The organism is Oceaniradius stylonematis (genome assembly GCF_965223445.1).
Taxonomy (GTDB): domain Bacteria; phylum Pseudomonadota; class Alphaproteobacteria; order Rhizobiales; family Rhizobiaceae; genus Roseitalea; species Roseitalea stylonematis.
Genome location: NZ_OZ244994.1, coordinates 1,242,186 through 1,264,202, shown reverse-complemented (window position 1 = coordinate 1,264,202; position 22,017 = coordinate 1,242,186). Strand labels below are relative to the sequence as shown.

General features: G+C 64.7%; 27 protein-coding genes. 17 read left to right on the top strand and 10 right to left on the bottom strand.

What is annotated here, in order from left to right:
• Positions 1-32 precede the first annotated feature (32 nt).
• The 5 genes from ACOQOU_RS06265 (at position 33) to ACOQOU_RS06245 (ending at position 3,874) form a co-directional block, all read left to right on the top strand.
• Positions 33-1,181 carry a hypothetical protein gene (locus tag ACOQOU_RS06265; RefSeq protein ID WP_306025065.1) on the top strand — a complete coding sequence of 383 codons (1,149 nt, stop codon included), beginning with the start codon at positions 33-35 and terminating at the stop codon, positions 1,179-1,181.
• Between the two features lie 67 nt (positions 1,182-1,248).
• Entirely contained in the window at positions 1,249-2,040 is a 792-nt protein-coding gene (locus ACOQOU_RS06260; RefSeq protein ID WP_306025066.1) for an SDR family NAD(P)-dependent oxidoreductase, read from the top strand.
• A gap of 96 nt (positions 2,041-2,136) precedes the next feature.
• Complete coding sequence (locus tag ACOQOU_RS06255; RefSeq protein WP_306025067.1) at positions 2,137-2,520, top strand: VOC family protein; 384 nt, start codon at positions 2,137-2,139, stop codon at positions 2,518-2,520.
• 36 nt (positions 2,521-2,556) lie between these two features.
• Positions 2,557-3,147 (top strand): DJ-1/PfpI family protein, encoded by a 591-nt coding sequence (locus ACOQOU_RS06250; protein WP_306025068.1) that lies wholly within the window; start codon positions 2,557-2,559, stop codon positions 3,145-3,147.
• Positions 3,148-3,151: 4 nt separating this feature from the next.
• Complete coding sequence (locus ACOQOU_RS06245; RefSeq protein WP_306025069.1) at positions 3,152-3,874, top strand: helix-turn-helix transcriptional regulator; 723 nt, start codon at positions 3,152-3,154, stop codon at positions 3,872-3,874.
• 29 nt (positions 3,875-3,903) lie between these two features.
• Here the strand turns inward: ACOQOU_RS06245 and mnmA are convergent, their stop codons facing one another.
• Positions 3,904-5,097 (bottom strand): tRNA 2-thiouridine(34) synthase MnmA, encoded by a 1,194-nt coding sequence (gene mnmA / locus ACOQOU_RS06240; protein WP_306025177.1) that lies wholly within the window; start codon positions 5,095-5,097, stop codon positions 3,904-3,906.
• A 198-nt stretch (positions 5,098-5,295) separates the two neighbouring features.
• Between mnmA and ACOQOU_RS06235 the strand changes: the two genes are divergently transcribed.
• On the top strand, positions 5,296-5,571 hold the full coding sequence (locus ACOQOU_RS06235; protein ID WP_109767564.1) for a DUF1153 domain-containing protein: 276 nt from the start codon (positions 5,296-5,298) through the stop codon (positions 5,569-5,571).
• Positions 5,572-5,736: 165 nt separating this feature from the next.
• Here the strand turns inward: ACOQOU_RS06235 and ACOQOU_RS06230 are convergent, their stop codons facing one another.
• Complete coding sequence (locus tag ACOQOU_RS06230; protein WP_306025070.1) at positions 5,737-6,216, bottom strand: paraquat-inducible protein A; 480 nt, start codon at positions 6,214-6,216, stop codon at positions 5,737-5,739.
• 51 nt (positions 6,217-6,267) lie between these two features.
• Positions 6,268-6,663, bottom strand: coding sequence for a flagellar export protein FliJ (locus ACOQOU_RS06225; RefSeq protein ID WP_109767563.1), 396 nt, complete (start codon positions 6,661-6,663; stop codon positions 6,268-6,270).
• 411 nt (positions 6,664-7,074) lie between these two features.
• On the opposite strand from ACOQOU_RS06225, the gene ctrA reads away from it, so the two are divergent.
• Complete coding sequence (gene ctrA / locus ACOQOU_RS06220; RefSeq protein ID WP_109767562.1) at positions 7,075-7,776, top strand: response regulator transcription factor CtrA; 702 nt, start codon at positions 7,075-7,077, stop codon at positions 7,774-7,776.
• A gap of 75 nt (positions 7,777-7,851) precedes the next feature.
• On the opposite strand, the gene ACOQOU_RS06215 is transcribed toward ctrA, so the two are convergent.
• A complete protein-coding gene (locus ACOQOU_RS06215; protein ID WP_306025071.1) occupies positions 7,852-8,211 on the bottom strand; it encodes a response regulator in 360 nt (119 codons plus the stop codon).
• 137 nt (positions 8,212-8,348) lie between these two features.
• The gene (gene chpT, locus ACOQOU_RS06210) at positions 8,349-8,978 is read right to left on the bottom strand and encodes a histidine phosphotransferase ChpT (RefSeq protein WP_306025072.1); all 630 of its coding nucleotides are present in this window, start codon (positions 8,976-8,978) and stop codon (positions 8,349-8,351) included.
• A 282-nt stretch (positions 8,979-9,260) separates the two neighbouring features.
• Here chpT and ACOQOU_RS06205 point away from each other — a divergent pair, with 282 nt between their 5' ends.
• Positions 9,261-9,842, top strand: a complete 582-nt coding sequence (locus tag ACOQOU_RS06205; protein WP_109767591.1) for a DUF1134 domain-containing protein — start codon at positions 9,261-9,263, stop codon at positions 9,840-9,842.
• A 110-nt stretch (positions 9,843-9,952) separates the two neighbouring features.
• A complete protein-coding gene (locus ACOQOU_RS06200; RefSeq protein WP_306025073.1) occupies positions 9,953-11,230 on the top strand; it encodes a hypothetical protein in 1,278 nt (425 codons plus the stop codon).
• Here the strand turns inward: ACOQOU_RS06200 and ACOQOU_RS06195 are convergent.
• From ACOQOU_RS06195 to ACOQOU_RS06185, 3 genes are read right to left on the bottom strand one after another with little or no spacing between them, the layout of a single operon-like run.
• A complete protein-coding gene (locus ACOQOU_RS06195) occupies positions 11,222-12,052 on the bottom strand; it encodes a TrmH family RNA methyltransferase (RefSeq protein ID WP_306025074.1) in 831 nt (276 codons plus the stop codon). The two genes, ACOQOU_RS06200 and ACOQOU_RS06195, sit on opposite strands and share 9 nt — an antisense overlap.
• The gene (locus tag ACOQOU_RS06190; protein ID WP_306025075.1) at positions 12,049-12,888 is read right to left on the bottom strand and encodes an isocitrate lyase/PEP mutase family protein; all 840 of its coding nucleotides are present in this window, start codon (positions 12,886-12,888) and stop codon (positions 12,049-12,051) included. Before ACOQOU_RS06190 ends, ACOQOU_RS06195 begins: the two co-directional genes overlap by 4 nt.
• A 4-nt stretch (positions 12,889-12,892) precedes the next feature.
• On the bottom strand, positions 12,893-13,657 hold the full coding sequence (locus tag ACOQOU_RS06185; RefSeq protein ID WP_306025076.1) for a HugZ family protein: 765 nt from the start codon (positions 13,655-13,657) through the stop codon (positions 12,893-12,895).
• Positions 13,658-13,767: 110 nt separating this feature from the next.
• Between ACOQOU_RS06185 and ACOQOU_RS06180 the strand changes: the two genes are divergently transcribed.
• From ACOQOU_RS06180 to ACOQOU_RS06150, 7 genes are all read left to right on the top strand, one after another.
• The gene (locus tag ACOQOU_RS06180; protein ID WP_306025077.1) at positions 13,768-14,382 is read left to right on the top strand and encodes a thymidine kinase; all 615 of its coding nucleotides are present in this window, start codon (positions 13,768-13,770) and stop codon (positions 14,380-14,382) included.
• Between the two features lie 88 nt (positions 14,383-14,470).
• On the top strand, positions 14,471-15,559 hold the full coding sequence (locus ACOQOU_RS06175; RefSeq protein WP_306025078.1) for a hypothetical protein: 1,089 nt from the start codon (positions 14,471-14,473) through the stop codon (positions 15,557-15,559).
• Between the two features lie 18 nt (positions 15,560-15,577).
• Entirely contained in the window at positions 15,578-16,735 is a 1,158-nt protein-coding gene (locus ACOQOU_RS06170; RefSeq protein ID WP_306025079.1) for a hypothetical protein, read from the top strand.
• Positions 16,736-16,774: 39 nt separating this feature from the next.
• Positions 16,775-17,161: an endonuclease domain-containing protein gene (locus ACOQOU_RS06165; protein ID WP_306025080.1), complete on the top strand. Its 387-nt coding sequence runs from the start codon at positions 16,775-16,777 to the stop codon at positions 17,159-17,161.
• 192 nt (positions 17,162-17,353) lie between these two features.
• Positions 17,354-19,264, top strand: coding sequence for an AAA family ATPase (locus ACOQOU_RS06160; RefSeq protein ID WP_306025081.1), 1,911 nt, complete (start codon positions 17,354-17,356; stop codon positions 19,262-19,264).
• Between the two features lie 72 nt (positions 19,265-19,336).
• Positions 19,337-19,594: a type II toxin-antitoxin system Phd/YefM family antitoxin gene (locus tag ACOQOU_RS06155; RefSeq protein ID WP_109767550.1), complete on the top strand. Its 258-nt coding sequence runs from the start codon at positions 19,337-19,339 to the stop codon at positions 19,592-19,594.
• Positions 19,591-20,013 carry a type II toxin-antitoxin system VapC family toxin gene (locus tag ACOQOU_RS06150; RefSeq protein WP_109767549.1) on the top strand — a complete coding sequence of 141 codons (423 nt, stop codon included), beginning with the start codon at positions 19,591-19,593 and terminating at the stop codon, positions 20,011-20,013. Before ACOQOU_RS06155 ends, ACOQOU_RS06150 begins: the two co-directional genes overlap by 4 nt.
• Positions 20,014-20,064: 51 nt before the next feature.
• Here the strand turns inward: ACOQOU_RS06150 and ACOQOU_RS06145 are convergent, their stop codons facing one another.
• Both ACOQOU_RS06145 and ACOQOU_RS06140 read right to left on the bottom strand, forming a co-directional pair.
• Positions 20,065-20,460, bottom strand: a complete 396-nt coding sequence (locus tag ACOQOU_RS06145; protein WP_109767548.1) for a type II toxin-antitoxin system HicB family antitoxin — start codon at positions 20,458-20,460, stop codon at positions 20,065-20,067.
• Positions 20,457-20,654: a type II toxin-antitoxin system HicA family toxin gene (locus ACOQOU_RS06140; protein WP_306025178.1), complete on the bottom strand. Its 198-nt coding sequence runs from the start codon at positions 20,652-20,654 to the stop codon at positions 20,457-20,459. The genes ACOQOU_RS06145 and ACOQOU_RS06140 overlap by 4 nt, the downstream gene beginning before the upstream one ends.
• 66 nt (positions 20,655-20,720) lie before the next feature.
• Between ACOQOU_RS06140 and ACOQOU_RS06135 the strand changes: the two genes are divergently transcribed.
• Entirely contained in the window at positions 20,721-22,004 is a 1,284-nt protein-coding gene (locus ACOQOU_RS06135; protein WP_306025082.1) for a DUF6638 family protein, read from the top strand.
• Positions 22,005-22,017: the final 13 nt, after the last annotated feature.

The window sequence follows — 22,017 nt, the reverse complement described above, 5'->3', positions numbered from 1 at the left end:
TGGCGGCAGCGCGGCGTGGTTTGATTTGGTGGATGGTCGGATCGCGCGCGTGCATAACGCTGTGCGATTCCATGTTCGCGCTCGCCATTCCCTGGATTGTTCTGTCGGCGACGGGCAGTGTGCTTTGGACCGGCACGGTCGCTTCGGTCGCGCTCGTCGCGCTTCTGGCCGGCTCCCTTGTCAGCCCTTGGTTGGTGCGCCGCCTCGGACCGGAACCGGTCATACAGATCAGCTTTGCAGCCAACATGGCCGGCATGGCGCTGATCGGCTATTGCGTCGCGGTGCAGGGCTTGCCGGTTGCGCTTCTGATCCTGGCGATCGTCATCGAACGGATCACCGATTTGACCGGAAACGTGGCGATCGAGTCGCGGTTTCCCGAACTGGCGCGACATGGCGGTGTACCGCTGCCGAAACTCAATGCGATCAAGGAAAGCCTGATGACAGGCGCAATGATCGTCGGCCCGGCGCTGGCCGGGGTGATGCTCGCGGTTTTCGATCCCGTCGTCACCGTCGTCGTCGCGACCGCGTTCTACGCGGCGGGGATCGCGTTCTTCCAGCCAGTTCGTGCCGTCTACAGGCGGGGTCCGGGCGCTTCGGCCTCGGCACCGTCGATCTTCGGAACGCTGTCCTGGCTGTGGCAACGGCGGCATCTGCGCAGCTTCATCATCCTTCTGGTCCTCGTGATGGCCAGCATCTCAAGCATCGACGATGTCATCCTGCCAGCTTTGATCGACGCGACCACGCAAAACCCCGCTGACATCGGGTGGGTGCTTGCGACCTACGGCATCGCCGCGGTGATCAGCGCCATGGCCTATGCCCGGTTCCACGACCGTGTGCCCGATGCGCTCGTCACCCGGATCGGCATTGCCGGTGTCGCATTGTTCTTTGCCGGTCTGGCCATGCCGATCTCGGTCGGCCCGTTTCTTGCCGTCACATTTGTTGCCGGGCTTCTGTCCGGTGCGCTCGGCCCGATCATCGACACGCGCTTTCTGACCGACACGCCGGCGTCGCGGCGCCTGCCGATGCTGGCCGCGCTCGGCGTTCTGGCGATTGGCGCGGCACCATTGATGGTCGTGCTGCACGCCGCCATGATCGACCGTTTCGGCGTCGAGCCCTTGGCCGCTGCCATTGCCGGGCTGCTGCTGCTCAGCCTTCTGCTGCCGCTTGACAGGCGCGCCTGATGGCCGGGCGCTTCCATCAAAGTGTGAATCGCTCTAGCGTCCGCCGCGAACCAGACGGAGGACGCACATGGCCCTGGACGGCAAGATCGCAATCGTGACCGGCGGTGCGCAAGGCATCGGCTACGGCATCGCCAAGCGCTTCCTGCAAGACGGGGCGCGGGTCGCAATTGCCGACCTCGACAAGGCCAAGGGCGAGGCGGCGGAAGAGGCGCTGTCGGAGCTGGGCGATGTCCAGTTCGTGGCCACCGATGTCGGCAGCCGGCTGGACGTGCACAACATGGTCGCCGCGGTCACCGAGACCTGGGGCGACATCGATGTGCTGGTCAACAATGCCGGCATCGTCCACGGCGCCGATTTTCTCGAGGTTACCGAGGCCGACTTCGACCGCGTCCTGCGCGTCAACCTGAAAGGCGCGTTTCTGTGCGGCCAGGCGGTCGGCCAGTTCATGGCCGACAAGGTCAGGGAGGGCGGCCCGGCGGGCGCGATCGTCAATATGAGCTCGATCAACGGCTCGGTGGCGATCCCCAACCAGGTGCCCTATTGCGTCTCAAAGGGCGGCATCAACCAGCTTACCAAGGTGATGGCGCTGTCGCTGGCGCCCTACGGCATCCGCGTCAACGCGGTCGGGCCGGGCTCGATCATGACCGAGATGCTCGCTTCTGTGAACGCCGATCCGGCGGCGCGCAACCGCATCCTTTCGCGCACGCCGCTGCTCAGGATCGGCGAAACCAGCGAGGTGGCGGCGACCGTGGCGTTTCTTGCCTCCGGCGAAGCCAGCTACATTACCGGCGAGGTGCTGCACGCCGATGGCGGGCGGCTGGCGCTCAACTATGTGGTGGACGTGCCGGACGAAGAGTAAGGGCTGCCAACGCTCCTGACAGAATGCTGTCAGTTGGACCATGCGATAGCTTCTCCGCCCGATCGGGGGCAACGAGACAAACAGGGAGAAGCGGATATGAGCGGCAAGGGCAACGAACACGCGGTATGCTGGGCGGAGATTCCGGTGACCGACATGGAGCGCGGCAAGGCATTTTATGGCACGGTTCTGGGCATCGAACTGGTGGACAACAATGCCGGACCGAACCCGATGGCTGACTTTCCGACCAGCGACCCGAAGAAAGGCATTGCGGGCCATCTTTATCCCGGCAAGCCGGCGCCCAAGGGCACGGGCAACACGATCCATCTGGTGGCCAGCGACCCGCTCGACCGGGTGATGGAACGGGTCAAGGCGGCGGGTGGCGAGGTGGTTTCACCGGCGATCGACATTCCGGCCGGCAGCTTCTTCTACGCGCACGATCCGGACGGCAATTCGATCGGTCTTTTCAACTTCAAGAGCTGATGGAACGCCTCTAAATTCGTCACCAGGGAGACAGCGGTGAGTGAGAGCAAGCGCATGGGCCTTGTCCTGATCGAGGCGTTCGCGGACTGGGAGTACGGGCTGCTCGCGGCCAGCGCGGTCGCCTGGTTCGGCTGCTCGCTCACCGTTCTGACGCCGGGCGCAGGCATCGTGACCTCGATGGCAGGCGCCAGGATCGCCGGCGAGGCGGCGCTTGAAGGCGCAAAGGCCGAGAGCTACGACGCCTTGGCGCTGATCGGCTCGGATCGTTGGGAACAGGGCGCGGCCACCCCGGCCGATGACCTCGCACGCGATGTCCTTGAGCGCGGCGGCACGGTCGGCGCGATCTGCGGCGGCACTGTGGCGCTTGCAAGGTCCGGCCTGCTCGAGGGCCGCACCCATACCAGCAATGGCCGGAAGTGGCTTCGAGAGGCCGCCGGCTCCTATGCCGGCGCGGAGCACTATCGCGACACGCCGGCAGCGGTGCGCGACGGTCCCGTCGTCACCGCACCGGGCACGGCGCCGGCAACGTTCGCCATCGCCATGCTCGAGGCGATGCTGCCCGGCCGGGCCGAACAGGTCGGCCAGATGCGCGCCATGATGGCAGCCGAGCACGCTGCGGCCGGATGATCCCATGCGACGCGCGGACCGCCTCTTCCAGATCGTTCAGCACCTGCGCGGCGGGCGCCTGACCACGGCGGCGCGGCTCGCCGAGCAGCTCGAAGTGTCCGAACGCACGATCTATCGCGACATTGCCGATCTGCAGTCGACCGGCGTGCCGATCGACGGCGAGGCCGGCGTCGGCTACATCATGCGCGAAGGGTTCGATCTGCCGCCAATGATGTTCACGCGCGACGAAATCGTCGCGCTCGTGGCCGGTGCGCGCATGGTCAGCGCCTGGGGCGGCATCGCCATGGCCCGGGCCGCCCAGGAAGCGCTCGTCAAGATCGAAACGGTGTTGCCCGACACGGCGCGGGCGCGGCTCAAGTCGGTGGAAATCCGCGCGCCGGCCCATCGCATGTCGGCCGAGGAACGCGAAAAGATCGACACGCTCGAACGGGCTTGCGAGGATCGGCTGGTCACCGCGCTCGCCTATACCGATGCGGAGGGGGCTGCGACCGACCGCTCCATCTGGCCGCTGGGTCTCTGGTTCTGGGGCGGAAGCTGGACGGTGATCGGCTGGTGCCTGAAGCGCGAGGATTTCCGCATGTTTCGCATCGACCGGATCGGCACCATGACGCCGACCGGTGCGACCTTCAGACCCGAGAAGGGCAAGACCTTGCGCGACTTCTACGCGCAGATGATCGAATGCGGCGAGGTTCCCAAAGGGTTCGATTTCCTCGGCCCGGGCATATAAGCGGGAACCGTCTGGGCGGCCGACGCGGGCTATTCGGCCGCGACCATTGCCGCCTTTTCGTCAAGCGCGGCAAGCTGGTCCTCGACCCATCCGGCGCGGCGGGTGGCGTCGATGAAGCCGCCGCCCAGAACGCGGGCGCCCGATCCCTCTCCGTCATAAAGCACACAGGCCTGGCCGGGCGAAACGCCGGTTTCGCCGCCGACCAGTTCGACGATCGCCGTGCCGTTTTCGACGAACAGGCGCGCGGGCTTGGGCGGCCGCGTCGACCGTACCCGTGCCAGGAGATCGATGCCGCCTGCGGGCAGTTCGTCGAGCGGTGTCGCGCCGAGCCAGTTGACCTCGCGCAGGACGATGCGCCGCGTGTCGAGCGCGTCCTTTGGGCCGACGATGACGCGCCGCGTGCGGGCGTCGATCCTGACGACATAGAGCGGTTCGCCGGTGGCGACGCCCAGCCCCTTGCGCTGGCCGATCGTGTAATGGAGGACGCCGTCGTGCCGGCCGAGCACGCGCCCGTCCATGTGCACGATCTCGCCGGCCAGCGCCGCGTTCGGGCGCAGCCTGGCGATGACGTCGGCATATTTTCCGTCCGGCACGAAGCAAATGTCCTGGCTGTCGGGCTTGTTGGCGACGACCAGCCCCAATTGTTCGGCCCGGGCGCGGGTCTCGTCCTTGGTCATCGTGCCAAGCGGGAAGCGCAGGAAATCGACCTGCTCCTGCGTGGTGGCGAACAGGAAATAGCTCTGGTCGCGATGGGCGTCGGCGGGCCGGCGCAGCGCGCGGTGCGCGCCGTCGGGCGTCGACAGGATGTAATGGCCCGTCGCCAGACAATCGGCGCCCAGATCGCGCGCGGTCTTCAGGAGATCGGCGAACTTGACGGTCTGGTTGCACGACACACACGGGATCGGCGTTTCGCCGGCGACGTAGCTGTCGGCAAACCGGTCGATCACCGCTTCACGGAAACGGCTTTCATAATCAAGCACATAGTGAGGGATGCCCAGCTCTTCGCAGACCCGGCGCGCATCGTCGATATCCTGGCCGGCGCAGCACGAACCGGTCCGCCGAACCGCCGCGCCGTGATCGTAGAGCTGCAGCGTGATGCCGATAACCTCATAGCCTTCGGCGTGCAGGATCCCGGCGACGACGGAGGAATCGACGCCGCCCGACATGGCAACGACCACGCGGGTGTCTTCGGGCTTCTTGGCGATGTCGAGCGAGTTGCGCATCACGGTCCTTTCGCGCGCAGCATATAGGCGATTGCCGCCGCGAACGCCAATCGCCCGGTGAGCGCTTCGTTTTCACGGATCGTGACACAGTGTAACCGCCGATTGAATCTTACCAATCCCTTAGCGTCACCTTAGGCGTTTTTTAAACGCTGGGGGACTAGTGTGGCCGCTGACGAGGTCGTGTGTGTTGAGAGTAGTATGACCGATCAGATAAGACCCCGAGTGAAATACGTCATCGGTCCAGACGGATCGCCGCTGACGATCAACGATCTGCCGCCGACATCGACCCGCCGCTGGGTCATCCGGCGCAAGGCCGAGGTCGTCGCTGCCGTGCGGGGCGGGCTTTTGAGCCTCGACGAGGCGTGCGAGCGCTACCGGCTGACGGTCGAGGAGTATCTGTCCTGGCAGGCCTCGATCGACGAGCACGGCCTGGCCGGCCTGCGCACCACGCGCATCCAGCAGTATCGCCACTGAACGGGACGCGGCCCGCCGCCTCCCGTCTTTCCAACCAACCCGCGGCGTTCTAAACCCCCCACATGCGTGGATGGCGGCAGTGAACGACCGGGGCTTCAACATCGCATCGCTGATCGTGCTGGGGCTCGTCGTCGCCGTCGTGCTCGGCGTCGTCCTGTTCGGCGGCTAGGACGGCTGTTTCGGCGTCGGCGTTAGAAGCCACGCGGCAACGGCACTGGCCAGCGCCGATCCGGCGAAGAACCACAGACCCGGTTGGCTGATGGCGGTGGCCAGCCCCGACGTGCGGGCCGTGAAGATCGCCAGCGCCACGAGCATCACGTCGAGCATGGACCATTTGGTGAAGATGCCGACCGCGCGGTCGAGCGGGCGCGCCCATGCCGGATGGCGGTCGGGCGGCGTGGCCGCAAGGGCGGCGCTGACATGAAGGGCGGCGATCTTGGCGGCCGGAAAGACGATCGAGGCCAGCGCGATGATCGCGGCGAGCAGCGGATCGCCGCTGTTCCACAGGCCCGCCACCACGTCGATCAGCGAGGGCCGGTCGGTCAGGACAAACAGCCGCTCCATCTCGAGCAGCGGCAAGGTAATCCCGAGCGCGAGGCAAAAGGCGGCGGCCGCCAGCAGCAATCCGGTCAGGGCAAGCTTCATGCCCAAGCGATAGAGGCGGGCAGGGCCGGCTGCAACCGCCGGCCCCAAATGTCAGCCGATCATGGCCTGCCGGTCATAGGCGCTGGTGCGCGCCGACTGTTCCTCGGCGACGCGGCGCGCCTCGCGAACGTCCAGTTTTTCGGCCTTTTGCAGCTCCGCCTCGGCGTCCATCAGGGCCGCCTCTGCGGCATCCTTTTGCGACTGCAGGTCCCTGATCGAGTTGAACAGATTGTCGCGCCGGGTGCGCGCCGCCTTGGCAAAAGTCGGATAGGCGAAGTGATCGACATCGGTGATGCCGCTCTTCTTCTCCTCGTTCTGGATCTGGACGTCCAGTTCGCCGGCCATGCGCTCGAATTCGGCAATCATGGTTTCGAGCTGGTTCACCTGGCGATGCTTCTCGGTCACCTGGAACTGTTTGACCCTGATCAGGCTGTCTTTCGGCTTCATTACTCAATACTCCAACCATAAAGCCGGGCAGGGCCCGGTGACGCGGGACGCAGCCGCCAATCCCGCTCACAGATACGGGATTGGTAACACTTCGTTTACGTCCTGCATTAATGATAGGCGCTAACCTTTAAGGGCGGGTAAACCGACCCGCCGCCCAAGGCGGCAATGGTGCCGACATCGGTTTGTGGAATCCAATGATTGGGTTACCGGGAGTTCCTGACAGATTGATTCAGGTTCCCGACGCAAAAAATGTGTGAAAATCAATCATTTCGAGGCGGTGATTAATCTGCTGAGTGATCTTGCATTTCCGGAACAGGTTTTGTTAACCATTTGGATGCAGGGTGATTTGCGCGATTGTGGGCAAGCCGGGACGGGCCACCGCACGCTTTCGAACTCGTCAAGGGGATAAAAATGCGTGTTTTGCTGATCGAGGACGACAGTGCGATCGCACAAAGCATCGAGCTGATGCTCAAGTCCGAGAGCTTCAATGTCTACACCACCGATCTGGGCGAAGAGGGCGTCGACCTCGGCAAGCTCTACGATTACGACATCATCCTTCTGGACCTGAACCTGCCGGACATGTCGGGCTATGAAGTGCTGCGCACGCTGCGCCTGTCGAAGGTCAAGACGCCGATCCTCATCCTGTCGGGCATGGCAGGCATCGAGGACAAGGTGCGGGGCCTGGGCTTCGGCGCCGACGATTACATGACCAAGCCGTTCCACAAGGACGAACTGGTCGCGCGCATCCACGCCATCGTGCGCCGATCGAAGGGCCATGCCCAGTCGGTGATCACCACGGGCGACCTCGTCGTCAATCTGGACGCCAAGACCGTGGAGGTCGGCGGGCAGCGGGTGCACCTGACCGGCAAGGAATACCAGATGCTGGAGCTGCTCTCGCTGCGCAAGGGCACAACGCTGACCAAGGAAATGTTCCTCAACCACCTCTATGGCGGTATGGACGAGCCGGAACTGAAGATCATCGACGTCTTCATCTGCAAGCTGCGCAAGAAGCTCGATGCGGCGTCCGGCGGCGTCAACTATATCGAGACCGTGTGGGGTCGCGGCTACGTGCTGCGCGATCCCGAGCCCGCCCAGATGGCCGAAACCGGCTGACACGCGGTTTTCTCCCGACCAACAAAAAAGCCCGGCCATGCGCCGGGCTTTTTGATGTGCGCAATCGCATGCCTCTCAGGCGGCGGCGGCCGTCACCTGTTCGAAACGCGACAGAAGCTGTGCCCGGTCGAACGGCTTGAGCAGATAGTCGTCGGCGCCGGCGCGCTTGGCCTTGGTCATGCACACAAGGTCCATCTCGATCATGGCAACGATGACAACCGGTTCGGCGCCGCCTTCCATCTGGCGCAGCGCGCGGATGAACTCGACCAGTTCCATATCGGCCGGGTCGGCCTCAACGATGATCGTGTCGGGCATCTGCGCGTCGCACATGGCCAGTGCCTCCGCGGCCGTTTCGGCTTCGATGATGGAACGGTCGTCAGCGCCAAGAATGCGCTTGGAGACCTTGCGGACGACGGCCGATTTCTCAACGATCATGCAGCGTGACATTGTCACCCCCGACTCGTGTTGTTCGGGGACGGTTCTATCACCGCCGGTTTGCCATCGGCTTAAGCGCCGTGGTTTACGCCGGCATAACGCAACCGGTAAAATCCGGCGCAATCGCCGATCGGAGCCTATCGCGCCGTATAGGTGATGGCGTCGTCGCTCATCTCGGCGGTAACGGTCATGCCCGCCTCGTTGGCCAGCAGCAGCGTGTAGTAGAACTGCACGGAATGGGCATCGATCGGCTCGTCGTCGAACCGGCCGTCGAGGAAATCGGCGAATTTCTGCGGAATGCGCATCAGCTTGCCGGCCGCGCGCAGCGTGATGACGGGCCTGTCGCCGCCGGTCTGCATGGCGCAGTCGAGCGTACCGCCGCGCGGGATCGAGCCATTGGCGACAAGGAGGAGGTTGAGCACCAGCTTGACCTGGTTCTTGGGCAGCAACGCCCGCTCGGCGGTCCAGGTGAAGTCGGCCTTTTCGCCCTTCATGAAGGCCAACGCGACAGCCTGCGCGTCTCCGGTATCGATCTCGACGCCCGCCGAGCCGGCCGCGCCGAAGGCGATGCGGGCGAATTGCAGGCGTGCCGAGGCGTTGACCGCGCTGGTGCGGATCAGGTCCATGGCGTCCTCGTCGGCGCCGCCATCGTCGAGCAGTTCAAGACCGTTGTTGATCGCGCCGACCGGCGAGATGATGTCGTGACAGACACGGCTGCACAGGAGCGAAGCCAGTTCCGATGGCGCAAGGTCTTTGAGTTGGTGCATTTTACGATCCGGAATCTCTTGAAGGAATCATGGCCCCGCCCCCGGGACGGAGGTTAGCGGGCAGGCTGGGTAGGGGCAATGGTGCGGGCGGCAACCGCAGGCATTGCTTAACAAGGCGTTGCTTAACAAAGCGGAAACCAGAATTCCCTAAAGTTTGAGCAATGAGCGGCCGCGCCAAGGGCGCGCCCGAATTGGCGGTCACGCTGGTCGTGACGTCAACCAATTGCCAGGAGGTCATCCATGAACGCGATCGCAACCCGGTGGGCATCCGCCGAAGAGACGATGCGTCGCCTTGCCATGACGGTGCTGGGCGCGCTGGCCGTTGCCGCGGCGCTGATCTTCGCCGCACCGGCGCATGCGCAAAATGCCCAGGCGCAGCCGAGCCCCTACGGTCTCGAAGAGGTGGTGGCGGCGGGCCACGGCTTCTTCGGTTCGACATCGGGCGCCATCGCCACGGCGATCGAGCGCGCCTTTTCCATGTACGGCCTGCCCAACGGCTACATTCTGGGCCAGGAAGCCGGCGGCGCGTTCGTCGGCGGGCTGACCTATGGCGAAGGCACGCTCTACACCAAGAATGCCGGCGACCACAGCGTCTTCTGGCAGGGACCGTCGCTGGGCTGGGATTTCGGCGGCGAGGGCGCGCGCACGATGATGCTCGTCTATCACCTGCCGTCGGTCGACAATCTTCAGGGCCGCTATGGCGGCGTCGCCGGCTCGGCCTATCTGGTCGCCGGCGTTGGCATGCACGTGCTCAAGCGCAACAATGTGCTGCTGGTGCCTGTGCGCACCGGTGTCGGCGCCCGGCTCGGCGTGTCTGTGGGCTATCTGAAGCTGACCAACCGACCGACCTGGAACCCGTTCTGACAGCGAGGCCCTGACGGGGTCCGCCCTGTCGATTGGCGCCACGCTGGATTGTCGCGCCGATCCGTGGCAGACCGGCCCGCAGCAATCGGCACGCGGGTGAGACTGGTCCCTTGATCGAAGCGGCTCTTTACATCGCAACAGGGTTTCTGGCGGCCGTTCTGGCGGCCATGATCGTTGCTCCGGCGATCTGGCGCCGCGCCGTCTATCTGACCCGCAAGCGCATCGAGGCGTCCGTGCCGCTGACGGTCAGCGAGTTGCAGGCGGACAAGGACCGTCTGCGCGCCGAACACGCCGTCGCCGAAAAGAAGCTCGACGTGGCGCTGCGCAAGCAGCGCGACCTCTCGACACGGCAGGCCGCCGAGATCAGCGACATGAAGGCGACCTTGAAGGACAGGGACGCGTCGATTGCCGAGCGCGATGCGACGATCGGCGATCTGACCGGGCAGCTGGACGCGACACGCGAGGAACTGGGCGGCACCCGGGCCGATCTGGAGGCGACGCGGCTCGAACTGAACACCACCAATGCGGCGCTCAGCGCGCGCGCGGCCGAACTGGAAAGCACGGCGCGCCTGCGGGCCGAAGCGGAAAAGCAGGCCGCCGCAGCCGCCCAGGCCCTTGCCGATCAGCAGACACGCTATGGCGCGCTGGAAGACCGTCTGGGGGAGACCCGCGAAAAGCTGCGCACCCAGCAAGGCAAGGCGCGCGACAGCCGCGCCGAAGCGCGCCAGACCGCCGAACTGCTGAAAACCGAGCGCGCCAAGTCGGCCGAGATGGACACCCGGCTCGAACGCGCCATCGCGCGCGCCTCCGATCTGGAAGACAAGCTTGCGCGTCGCGAAAAAGAAATTGCCCGGCTGCGCGAGGCCCACTCGGGCGAGGAAGCCGATCTGCAGGAACTCGAGCAGCGCGCGCTCGATGCCGAGCAGGAGCGTGCCGCGCTCGAAGAGGAACTGGGCGACCTGACGGTGCGCGTCGCACGCATCACCAAGCAGTTGGACGGTCAGGAGCCGGAGGCGGTGATCGGCGCGCGCGATGTGAAGATCGCGCAGCTCGAAGCGGATCTGAAATCCGAACGCAAGCGCGTCAAGGCGCTGACCGAGCAGTTGGAAAAGCACGAAGCGACCTCCGCCGATGAGGGCGAAGCCGCGCTGCGCGACGAAATCGGCGCGCTGGCCGCCGAGATCGTCCATATGGCATCGCTGCTCGAGGGCGAGGGCTCGCCGATCCCCGATCTTGTCGCCGACGCCGACGATGGCGCGCCGCAGGGCACGGTCAGCCTCGCCGCGCGCGTGCGGGCATTGCAGGCCAAGGCACGGCGCGGAACGGGCGCCCCGCCGCCCGTTGGCGAGAACGGCAAGGCGGCGGAAACGGACGCGGTGTCATCCTGACGCCGGTCCGGTGCGCGCATTGCGCACATGATGCAGGACCAGTGCCGCGCTTGTCGCCACATTGAGGCTGTCGAACCCGTTGGCCATGGCGATGCGCAATGTCTGCGTCCGGTCCATGACGCGATCGGGCAGGCCCGGTCCTTCCGTTCCCAGGACAAGCGCCGCCTTTGCGGGCGGTTCCCAATGCTCGAGTGCCGCATCGCCGCGGGGCGACAGGCCGGCCAGGGCGAAGCCGTTTGTCTCAAGCCAGTCGAGCATTGCGTCGGCATGGCCGAAACGATGCCATGGCACGGTCAGCACGGCGCCGACCGAGACGCGCAGCGCCTTGCGGTAGAGCGGGTCGCAGCTTTGCGCGTCCATCAGCACCGCATCGGCGCCAAGCGCCGCCGCGTTGCGGAAGATCGCCCCCATATTGTCGTGGTTGGCGATTTCCGACAGGGCAACCACCGTTCGCCAGCGCCGCGCAGTGTCCGGTTCCGGTGCGGCATCGGCATCGTCGCGCCGAAGACCGACCGCCAGAACGCCGCGATGCATCGGAAAACCGGCAATGGCGTCGATGACGTCGGACGATGCGACATAGACGCGCGTTTTCGCCGGCAGCATGCCGAGAATGTCCGCCACGCCGGCAAACCGGTTTTCGAGGATCAGGGCGCTTTCGATGCCGAAACGCCGTTGCCCCGCCAGGACGCGCAGCACGCTCGTCCCCTCGGCGATGAAGCGCTTCTGATGGCGCACCAGGTCCCGCTCGCGGATGCCGCGATAGGCCGCGATGCGCGGATCGTCCGGATCCACGATCTGTAGCGGTCTTCTTGCGTCCGTCATGGGGTGCGGTCGGCACCATGCATGAGAAGATCGTCCACCACGCTGCCCGACACACCGTTCGAGAGGGGCGTGAAGTCGCCATGGTCGAGCATGGCGCGGGTCGCGTCGATCATCAGCTTGTGCGTGGCGCGCGCCATTGCAGAACCGATCGACACGCGCCTCACGCCGGCTTCGGCGAACTGCTGCAGGCTCACCGATGTGAAGGAGCCGGCGGCCAGCGCGTTGAACGGTTTCGTCACCGAGGCGACGATGCGCCGGAGCGCGGCCATGTCCGGCGGCAGCGGCGCGTAGAGAAGATCCGCACCGGCCCCTTCGAACGCGCGCAGACGGCGGATTGCCTCTTCGGTGTCGTAGTGACCGTTCATGATGCCGTCGGCGCGGGCGCAGAAGACGAACGGCCGGCCGAGTGCCCGCGCGGCGGCGCAAGCAGCGCGCACCCGTTCGACGGCGAGGTCAAACGGATAGGGCGGGTTGCCGCCGACCATCTGCGTGTCCTCGATCGAACAGCCCGAAAGCCCGGCTTCGCCGGCAAGCCGCACCGTTTCGGCAACGCCATCGGAATCGTCGGCAAAGCCGTTCTCGAAATCGCCCGAGACCGGCAGGGGCGTTGCCGCGATCAGGTCCTGGGCATGGGCGAGCGCCTCGTCGCGGGTCACCCGGCCCCCGTCCGGCTTGCCGAGCGTGAAGGCGTGGCCGGCGCTGGTCGTCGCCAGGGCCCTGGCGCCGCAGGCGGCCATGAGCCGCGCGGAGCCCACGTCCCACGGATTGGGAATGATGAAGCAGCCCGATGCGTGCAGGGCTTCGAAACCGGCATGCCGTTCGGCCAGTGCGTTCATGGCATCAATCCTCCATTGCGCGGGCCGCATCGGCCATCTGTTTGAGCACCTTGCGCAGATCGCCCGCGCGCTGCAGCGGCTCAGGGTAGAAGATTCGCGCCCGTTCGTCGCCATCGCCCAGATCCATGCCTTCTGAATCGATGGTCAGCAACTGCCAGCCGCCGGGTCTTTTGCGCGCCAGCTTCTGCGCGTAGAGCGCGATGGCCTCGGCATGGTCGGCATTCATGTGGACGACCGCGCCCTGTTCGAGCGCTGCCGTCCCTTCGATATCGCCGGCGAGCGCCAGATCGGCCGCCGTCAGCTCATAGGCCTTTCCGAACCCGCCATTGAGGCTTGCCGAATGCACATTAAGCCGGAAGAAGGCGAAGTCTCCGAAATCGGCATAGGCCGCGGCCTTGGGATGGCGCGCCAGATGCCGGCGCCGGATGCGCGCATGGTCGCCGGAACCGCGCGCGACCCGCGCACCGACCGTGCGCAGCGTGATGCGCGGATGGGCCAGCGGGTCGCCCTTGCCCGGCTCGCCGATCAGAAGCGCACATTGTGGCGCCCGATCAAGGGCGGCCATGTGCGGCGACAGGGCCGAGATCAGGATCACCGGCGTGCCGTCGAAATCGGTGGAAAGCTGCACCCGGCTGACACCGGGAAAGCCGTCGTCCGAGGGGTGGACGGCCAGCGCGGCGTGGCGGGCGGTCGCAATCAGCGTCTTGGCGAGGCGGATCGCCTCGCCGTCGGTCTCGCGCAGCACGCTTTTCTTTTCCGCCTCGCCCATCGTCACCCGCCGCTTGCCTGTTGAGAACGCCGTCCAATGCGTGGCACGGCGCGGCCCCGTGGTCTATCCCTTCTGGCGACCGGCAGGCAAAGCGACGAAACGGTGCGGCGATGGCCAAGCTCTATTTCCACTATTCGGCAATGAACGCCGGCAAGTCGACCATGCTGCTGCAGGCCTCGCACAATTATCGCGAACGGCACATGACGACGCTCCTGTTCACGGCGCGGCTCGACGACCGGGCGGGTGAGGGGCGCATCGCCTCGCGGATCGGGCTGGGCGACGAGGCACTGACCTTTGCGCCCGATGACGATCTGTTCGCCATCGTGCGCGACCACGCCGAAAACGCGCCGGTGCATTGCGTCTTCATCGACGAGGCGCAGTTTCTCACCGAAGACCAGGTCTGGCAGCTGGCGCGGATCGCCGACCGGCTGGGCGTACCGGTCATGGCGTACGGCCTGCGCACGGACTTTCAGGGCAAGCTGTTTCCCGGCTCGCTGGCGCTTCTGGCGATCGCAGACGATCTGCGAGAGGTGCGCACCATCTGCCGCTGCGGCCGCAAGGCGTCGATGGTGGTGCGGCTCGGGCCGGACGGCAAGGTTGTGCGGGAAGGCGATCAGGTCGCCATCGGCGGCAATGACCGCTACGTGTCGCTGTGCCGGCGCCACTGGGAGGAAGAGATGGGCCGCATCGACGCCGAGGACATGATCGGCTTTACCGCCCGGTGATCGTGCCCCGCGCTTGACGCAAGGCCGACTTTCAATTGTCATCACACCAACTTATATGCGGCGTGAAGTCGCTCAGAGGGGTTGGTCCATGGCAAGCTTGCAGAATTTCGATTCCGAGATCGAACGCACCAAAGAGGCGGTCGAGCAGATGCAGACGCGGATCGAGCAGTCGAGCGACGTGCTCGACCGGTTCGCCAAGGCGGACGCGGCCATCGGCGACGCCGATTTCGACATCGAAAACGCCCGCATCCAGGACGTGCTCAAGCAGCAATCGGTGATGGAAGCCAACATTGCCGACCTGATCATCGGGCTCGAGGACGCGACCAACGTGTTCGGCCAGGAATTTGAGTCGATGAAGTCGTACACGACCTGGGAGAGCATTGTCGGCATGTTCTCCAAGCAGCGCATGCAGCGGATGCGCTCGGAGCGGGTGCGCAACATGTCGCTGGCCGGCAATCTGCAGGAGCTGTTGACCAAGTCGGACACGATCGTCGGCATTCTCGACGGCCAGCGCACCATCCTCGACGAGCGCTATGAGACCTCCGAGGCGAGCCTCCGGCAGGTGATCGACCGGCGCACGGGCACGATGGAACAGCTCGAAAAGACGCAGGAGCGGATCGAGGAACTGAACCCGATGCTGCTCGACATCGAAAACCAGATCGCCGCCTCGACCAACCAGAAGGAACGGTCCGAACTGGAAGGCAAGCGGTCCGAACTTGCGACCGAATACAATGAAATGCAGGCGCGCGAGCAGACGCTGCTCGCCGAGAGCCAGACGCTGGAACGCTACACCTCCATGTTCCAGACGTTCGTCGACTCGCTCAACAATCAGAAGGCGGCGCAGTCGACGCTGATCAACAAGCTGACCATCGACACCGAACAGCGCATCGTCCTCTACAAGGCGCTCGAGGATTCGCTGAAGACCGCCGCCCAGCAGGATGTCGCCCACAAGATCAACACGCTGGGCAGCCAGGTGGACACGGCTGCCGAAACGACGATGGCCGGCATCGGCGCGGCGGCGCAGAGTCACATCGGCGACCTTCTGGAAATGCATGAAGGCAACATGGCCGCGACGCAGGACATCCAGCGCCGCAAGAAGCTGGCGGACGACGCGTTCGCGCGGCGGTTCGAAGAGGTGCTGAAAAAGCACAACGCCGCCAACTATGTTCAGCCGTAAGGCCGCGGGAGGGCGCCGGTGAGCCGGGCCACCCACGCCGCCGCCAGTCCGGTCCTGCGCTATTTCAGTTCGATCGGGGCCGCGCTCGACGGGCTGGACGTGTTCCTGCGCGACGACAATTCGCCGCTTTACCAGCATGAGTTGGTGGCGCGCACCGTCGTGCCTTATCTCGCGCGGCTCGCCGCCTCGTTCGACAGCTGGCGCAACCGGCTCGATTTTTCCGACAAGTTCCGCATTTCGCGCGCCGACAGCGGATTTCCGGTCTATCAGAACGTGCTTGAGCTGGAAAAGGACCGGCGCTCGGCGGAAAGCCGGCTCGACGCCATTCCCGATCCCGAGACGCTGCGTGCCGACATGGCCGACTTCATCCTGCGTCACAAGGCGTTCCCGAAGGAATTGCAGGACCGGCTGGCCGAGCGGCTCTATCTCGAGACGATCAGGGACGGCTCCTTCTTCACGCCGTTCGTTTTGCCCGAGACGATCAAGGTCTCTGTGAACCCGAAGACGGGGCGGCCCTTCTATGTCACCCATTGGGGCGTCTTCGACGGGTCGGCGACGCTGCCGATGATCTATTCGGTGGTGGTCGAGGATTCGACGCCCGACATGGTGCAGACCCTGGTCGGCAAGGACGGCAAGCTGAACCGGGACGTGGACATCCCGCTGCCGGTGGGCGGGCTTCTGAACCCGGCGCTGGCACGCGCCTTCGACCAGTGGGCCGAGGCCAATTCGGCCTTTTCGCTGACGCCGGCGACGGTCGCCGCCAACATGGACGAGCAGTTCGAGACGCTGCATCCCAAGCAGCTCCGGCGCATCGTGCTGGGGCCGTTCTACTCGGCGGGCATCACGCAGAACAATGACACGGTCTCGGCGATCCTGGACGAGGTCGGCGAAGCGGAAAACGCCTGGCTCCTGAGCTGGACGATCCAGGACATCTATTCGAAGCACGAGCGGCCCGGCCGCAAGGGGCTGTGGTCATCGTCGCCGCCGCGCGAGGAATTCCACATCGAGACCGCCGATCTGGAAGCCGCACGCATGGGGGTTTCCTCGTTCGAAAAGCATGCGCTGATCCCGCACGAGGCCTATCAGGCGCTCTATGCGGCGGGCCAGACCGATGCGGTCTTTGCCGGATACAAGACGCACATCGTCTCCGGGGGGCACGTGATTTCCGATGTGTGAGCGGCGCGATAACTGCCCTGCGACGATTGGGGCTTTGCGATGAAGCCGGCACACACACCGATCCCGAACCGTCAGCGCGCCAATGCCAGGCGCATGCGCAGCCAGATGACCGAAGCGGAAAAGACGCTGTGGCATGAACTGCGCGCGCATCGACTGATGGGGCTCGGTTTTCGTCGCCAGTACCCAATCCGGCAGTTCATAGTTGATTTTGCTTGCCCGGAGCACCGTCTGGTCATTGAACTGGATGGGTCCCAGCACGGCTGGGCAGGTGTTGCCGCCGCCGATGCAGCGCGTAGCGCTGACTTGCAGGCGGACGGTTGGACAGTTGTCCGATTTTGGAATGATGATGTGCTGGCGGACGTGGACGGCGTTTGTCGCCATATCGTGGCAACGATCAACGAGAAAAGGGCGGCGTCCGATGGGTGACTTGTCTCCCGACTACCCCCCTCTGTCCCTTCGGGACATCTCCCCCACAAGGGGGGAGAATGGCTTGTGCGCCGGCTCGATGAGCCGAACTCTCCGTCCGAACCGAAGCGATCAAAGCATGCTCCACTCTCCCCCCTTGTGGGGGAGATGTCCCGAAGGGACAGAGGGGGGTGTGGTGCAAGGAGCATGAATATGGACACCGGCCTGACGCAGATCGACGAAAAGGACATCGAGAAGCACCGCGCCACAGCGCAGTCGCTGGTCACGCGGTTCGTCGTCATGGAACGCACCGACGGGCGCTCGTCCACGCAACTGGCCGGGACCGGCCGGCGGTTCGTCTCGACGGTTTCGACCGGCGGTACGCGGCGTACCCGCGAGGTGGAACTGGCCAGGCAGATCGGCGCGATCCGCGCCGACGACCAGATGCTCTCGCCGGCGCAGCATGGTCTTTTGTATCGCGCGCGGCGCGGCGCGGCGATCGCGCTGGCCGTCTCGGACATGTTCGCCCGGCAGACCGATCTCGAGAGCCTGAAGGCACGCAATGCCACCGCGCCTTTGGAAGGCGACGATGCCAACCGGTTTCGGGCGCTGCTGGGCGCCTCGGCCTATGTGTCGGCCTTCGCGTTCGCCGCCTATCTGCTCGCCATGCTCGAAACCGACACCGAGCCGGGCGAAGACCTGTCCGAGCCGGACTATGATTTCGACACGCCGCAGGATGCGGTCAAATCCGTGCTGGCCGGACTGGCCGCCGCGATCGAGGGCGCGCCCGACGATGTCGCGATGGGCCAGCGGGCCAAGGCGTTCGCGCGCGTCACCGTCGAAGGGCTGTTGCAGCGCAAGGGCCGGTTCGAGGCGCTCGGCGCTTTCGAGGACAGCCATGTGCGCATCGAAAAGGACGATTTCACGCTCGACGGGTTCGACGTGGCACCCGGCGCGCGGCGCAAGCCGCTGACGATGACGTTCAAGAAGCCCGAGGAGATCATCGGCAACCACATCGCCAAGTATCAGGCGATGAAGCTGGCCAAGATGCTGGTATGCCACGATTTCCAGCGCGGGCTGAACCCGTTCGTCGAACTGGGCGGGTTCCTGTTCACCTTCATCGGCGACGGTGCGCCGGGGACGGGCAAGACGATCATGATCCAGATGATCGCCGGGCTGGTCAACGATTACTGCCAGGTCGCCGGCTATCCGTTCCATTACGAGAATTTCGGCGTCGACCAGATTTCGTCCTACCAGGGCAAGTCGGGTCAGAACTGCAAGCAGTTCGTCTCCAACGTGCTCGATCCCAAGGCGATCGGCTTCGGCACCATCGACGATATCGACCAGGTGGCGGCGCGCCGCTCCGACGATCGTGCGTCCGCCGGCCAGCAGGAGGTGACGGCGGTCCTGATGGAGAGCTTTGCCGGCGCGATGACGGTGGTGCGCGGCAATTGCTCGTTCGGCATGTTTTCCAACTACCCCGAGAACGTCGATGATGCGCTGCGCCAGCGGGCCGGTGCGCGCTGGCTGGTCGACGGGCCGCAGACGCGCAACGACTATATCGACATCTTCCACCTGCTCGCCGGAAAGAACCATGCCATTCCGCTGGGCGATCACGAGCTGTACGCCGACCAGCAGATCCGCGACGCTGTCCGGGCGGCCTATGAAGGCCACGACCGGCCGGCCGAGGACGGGCTGATGACCATCTACGACCGGTTCATCGAGACCCATGGCGCGCCCAAGACCATCGCCGACATCGGCACCTATCTGCACATGATCAAGGAGGCCGAGCCGCGCTTCACCGGCCGGGCGATCAAGAACGTCACCGATGCGATCAAGATGCGTGCGATGGACATCGAACTGCCCGACGCATGGTTCGAAACGCCCGAGACCTTCCTGCACAAGCCCTATGACGAGAAGCTGGCGATGATTTCCGAACTGCGCGAGCCGTTCACCATCGGCATGGTGATGCAGGAGATCAACCGCTACGCCGATTCCGAGTTCCGCTATTCGGACAAGGCCGACGATGCGGCCGTCGCCGAGATCATCCGCCGCCAGCGCCAGACCGAACGCGCCGCCCGCGAGATCACCGAGCGGAAGGAGAAGGGGATTTGGGAGGGGTGAGGCGGTACCATCTTGTGATTGGTTGCTCGTGCACATAAACTCTAGCCACAATGGCCAGAATGGAGGTCAGTCATGGACGAGATCGGAATTCTCGACGCGCGCAACAATCTCAGCGCGCTTGTCGAGCGCGTCGAGAAGGGTGACGAGGTGATCATTACCCGTCACGGAAAGCCGGTGGTCAAGATGGTTGCGGTCGAGCCCGCAGACGAAGAAGAGCGCCGCAGACGGGCGCGAGAGGCGATCAAGGCGATCCGCGAAATGCGCAAGGAGGTCAAACCGCTTGGCGACATCACGATCAAGGAACTGATCGAAGAGGGCCGCAGGTATTGAGCGTCGTCGTGGATTGTTCGGTCACGCTGTCCTGGTATCTGGACGACGAGACGGAACCGCTTTCGATCCTCATCGAGGACCATGTGGCTGAACATGGCGCGGTCATTCCCTTCCATTGGCACGCCGAAATGGCCAATGGCCTGCTTATGGCGGTGCGGCGTGGACGCATTGCCTACGGGTTCATTCGGCGTGCGTTTGCCCAGTTCGAAGAGTTGACAATCGTCATCGACGATGAAAGTCGGCATGCTGCAAAGGACGCCGCGATATCGCTGGGCCAGGAGCATCGATTGTCGGTCTATGACGCGCTCTATCTGGAAACTGCGATGCGTCGCGGACTGCCCTTGGCGACCTTCGACAAGGCGCTTCAAAGGGCGGCCCAAGTCGCTGGCGTGCCGATTTTCCAATCGGCAAACCCGTGACATTTCCGAGCGCGACGGCCCTGCTCATCAGCGCGTTGTTATCGGGCTGACCTACCCCAGAATCTCCCGCTCGGCCGCCTGCGCGATCAGGCCGGACCGGGTCATCTTGCGCTTGGACGCTTCGGCGTCGATGGCGTCCAGCAGCCCCTTGTTCAGGGTGATGTTCACGCGCGTCGTCTTGTTGGTGTTGGCGATATGCGGGACGGCAATCAGATAGGCGCCAGCGGCGAGTTCACTGGCAATGCCGGGATCGGCGGTCAGCGCCTCGAGGTCGCGCGAGTGCGGCGCTTCCGGCACATCATCGAGATAAAGTTCGATGGCTTCCATCGCATTGGGAATAATGTCGTCCTGCGTGTCGGCGGCGGAAAAGCAGCCGGGCAGGTCCGGGAAGCTGATCCCGTAGGCGCTTTCCGCATCCTTGTGCACCAATGCGAAGTAATGGGTCATCTGTTTTGGTCCTTCAGCCAACCCGTCTGTTTGGCAATCGCGCGCGCCGTACCCTTGGGCAAATCCTTCTTCGGATGTGGCACGACAAGCATCACCGAGCCTTTGCGGAACTTGTGGTGCGACCCGCGAACCGCTACCAGTTCAAAGCCTTCCTTTTCGAGGCGGGCGATGATCTTGCGTGAATTGGTTTCCAGCACGGGGCGCCTCGTTCGTGCACACTTATATACACACTCCAAGGCTCATTGCCAAGCACCGATGCCATGAAACGCCTTTATGAAAACGCGCTGATCTATGGCCGGCTGTTCACGGTCGACCGGCCGCATCTGGTCCAGCGCTACAACAAGGCGCTTGAGGCCTTCCGCCTGCCGCCGACAAAGCTCGACCGCTTCGACATCGACCGCACCGGCTTTTCGCCGCAGGTGGCCGAGGAGCTTGGCGATTTCGACTATCTGGACCCGGCGGGCATCAACCGGCGCTTCATCATCCTGACACCGGGGCAGGCGAGCCTGCCGGTCGTCCACACGCGCTTTTCCAACACCGGCGGGCTGATGCATGAATTCTACACCGCCAATGCCCGCGCCATCCACGCGCTGACGATCAAGGACGTCATCTATGGCGAGATCGAAGACAATGTGTCGGCGATCGAGGACATCGAGGACCTTCTGTCGATCGAGCAGGTGCAGTTCAAGGTCCTGTCGGCGGAGAACGTTCTTGCCAAGGCGGCCGAGCTGCGCACCCTCGTTGACCGGCTGAAGACCGAGCCCGACGCCTGGCGCGACGATGCGATGCTCGAACAGATGGTGACGCTCGCCCAGACAACCGGCGACATCCGCTCGAACCGGCTGGTGCCCGACCAGGTCGTCTTCCGCCATTCGGCCTTCTGGACATCGCATTTCGGCGGCACCTACGTGTTCGTCGACGACAAGATGACGACCGTGATCTGCGATGCCGACGCGCCGGGTTTTCGGCGGTCCCGTCCCTGGCAGGTCAGCTATCTGGACATTGGCGACCATCGGCGGGTGTTCGATTTCCTGTCGCGTTCGGGCCGGATCGACTTGCCGAGCGCCTCATGGCTAGAGGGCGGCGGCTTCATCGATCACCGGGCCGATCTGGCGCTCAGGGGGCTGGTGCATGCGATCGATCCGGATGCCGATCTGACCGCCGCTGACCCCGTCTGGCTGCAGACCTTCGTGTCGCGCAACGCCGGTCCGATCCGCGAGGACGGCACCTATCCGTTCCTCAATTCCGCCCGGCGGGAACTGGCGCGCACCGGCCGCATCGACATTCGCGACGTGCCGCACGCACTTCGCTTCCAGATCGTCCGCGGCAAGCCCGACCATCACGACGCCTGGCTGACCAACCGTTTGATCAGCGAATATGTGCCGCGCGATTTCGTGACGCTGTACGTCTTCAACAAGCAGCGCTTTTATGCCGAGTACGAGACTTGGGATGACCGTTTTCGCGGCTTCGTTGTGGACACGCTGAAAAACACCTATCTGACGGACAAGGCCGGCCTGCGCGCCCGGCTGTTCGGACTTGATTGATTGATCTGAGGAG

Bases quoted from the DNA above. Each gene is read 5' to 3' on its own strand.
- ACOQOU_RS06160 (WP_306025081.1), top strand. From the start codon at position 17,354: ATGGACACCGGCCTGACGCAGATCGACGAAAAGGACATCGAGAAGCAC.
- ACOQOU_RS06215 (WP_306025071.1), bottom strand. From the start codon at position 8,211: ATGATCGTTGAGAAATCGGCCGTCGTCCGCAAGGTCTCCAAGCGCATT.
- ACOQOU_RS06255 (WP_306025067.1), top strand. From the start codon at position 2,137: ATGAGCGGCAAGGGCAACGAACACGCGGTATGCTGGGCGGAGATTCCG.
- ACOQOU_RS06135 (WP_306025082.1), top strand. From the start codon at position 20,721: ATGAAACGCCTTTATGAAAACGCGCTGATCTATGGCCGGCTGTTCACG.
- mnmA (WP_306025177.1), bottom strand. From the start codon at position 5,097: ATGCGCAACTCGCTCGACATCGCCAAGAAGCCCGAAGACACCCGCGTG.
- ACOQOU_RS06155 (WP_109767550.1), top strand. From the start codon at position 19,337: ATGGACGAGATCGGAATTCTCGACGCGCGCAACAATCTCAGCGCGCTT.
- ACOQOU_RS06190 (WP_306025075.1), bottom strand. From the start codon at position 12,888: ATGAACGCACTGGCCGAACGGCATGCCGGTTTCGAAGCCCTGCACGCA.
- ACOQOU_RS06205 (WP_109767591.1), top strand. From the start codon at position 9,261: ATGCGTCGCCTTGCCATGACGGTGCTGGGCGCGCTGGCCGTTGCCGCG.
- ctrA (WP_109767562.1), top strand. From the start codon at position 7,075: ATGCGTGTTTTGCTGATCGAGGACGACAGTGCGATCGCACAAAGCATC.
- ACOQOU_RS06265 (WP_306025065.1), top strand. From the start codon at position 33: ATGGTCGGATCGCGCGCGTGCATAACGCTGTGCGATTCCATGTTCGCG.
- ACOQOU_RS06180 (WP_306025077.1), top strand. From the start codon at position 13,768: ATGGCCAAGCTCTATTTCCACTATTCGGCAATGAACGCCGGCAAGTCG.
- ACOQOU_RS06175 (WP_306025078.1), top strand. From the start codon at position 14,471: ATGGCAAGCTTGCAGAATTTCGATTCCGAGATCGAACGCACCAAAGAG.
- chpT (WP_306025072.1), bottom strand. From the start codon at position 8,978: ATGCACCAACTCAAAGACCTTGCGCCATCGGAACTGGCTTCGCTCCTG.
- ACOQOU_RS06185 (WP_306025076.1), bottom strand. From the start codon at position 13,657: ATGGGCGAGGCGGAAAAGAAAAGCGTGCTGCGCGAGACCGACGGCGAG.
- ACOQOU_RS06195 (WP_306025074.1), bottom strand. From the start codon at position 12,052: ATGACGGACGCAAGAAGACCGCTACAGATCGTGGATCCGGACGATCCG.
- ACOQOU_RS06145 (WP_109767548.1), bottom strand. From the start codon at position 20,460: ATGACCCATTACTTCGCATTGGTGCACAAGGATGCGGAAAGCGCCTAC.
- ACOQOU_RS06245 (WP_306025069.1), top strand. From the start codon at position 3,152: ATGCGACGCGCGGACCGCCTCTTCCAGATCGTTCAGCACCTGCGCGGC.
- ACOQOU_RS06260 (WP_306025066.1), top strand. From the start codon at position 1,249: ATGGCCCTGGACGGCAAGATCGCAATCGTGACCGGCGGTGCGCAAGGC.
- ACOQOU_RS06225 (WP_109767563.1), bottom strand. From the start codon at position 6,663: ATGAAGCCGAAAGACAGCCTGATCAGGGTCAAACAGTTCCAGGTGACC.
- ACOQOU_RS06230 (WP_306025070.1), bottom strand. From the start codon at position 6,216: ATGAAGCTTGCCCTGACCGGATTGCTGCTGGCGGCCGCCGCCTTTTGC.
- ACOQOU_RS06235 (WP_109767564.1), top strand. From the start codon at position 5,296: ATGACCGATCAGATAAGACCCCGAGTGAAATACGTCATCGGTCCAGAC.
- ACOQOU_RS06165 (WP_306025080.1), top strand. From the start codon at position 16,775: ATGAAGCCGGCACACACACCGATCCCGAACCGTCAGCGCGCCAATGCC.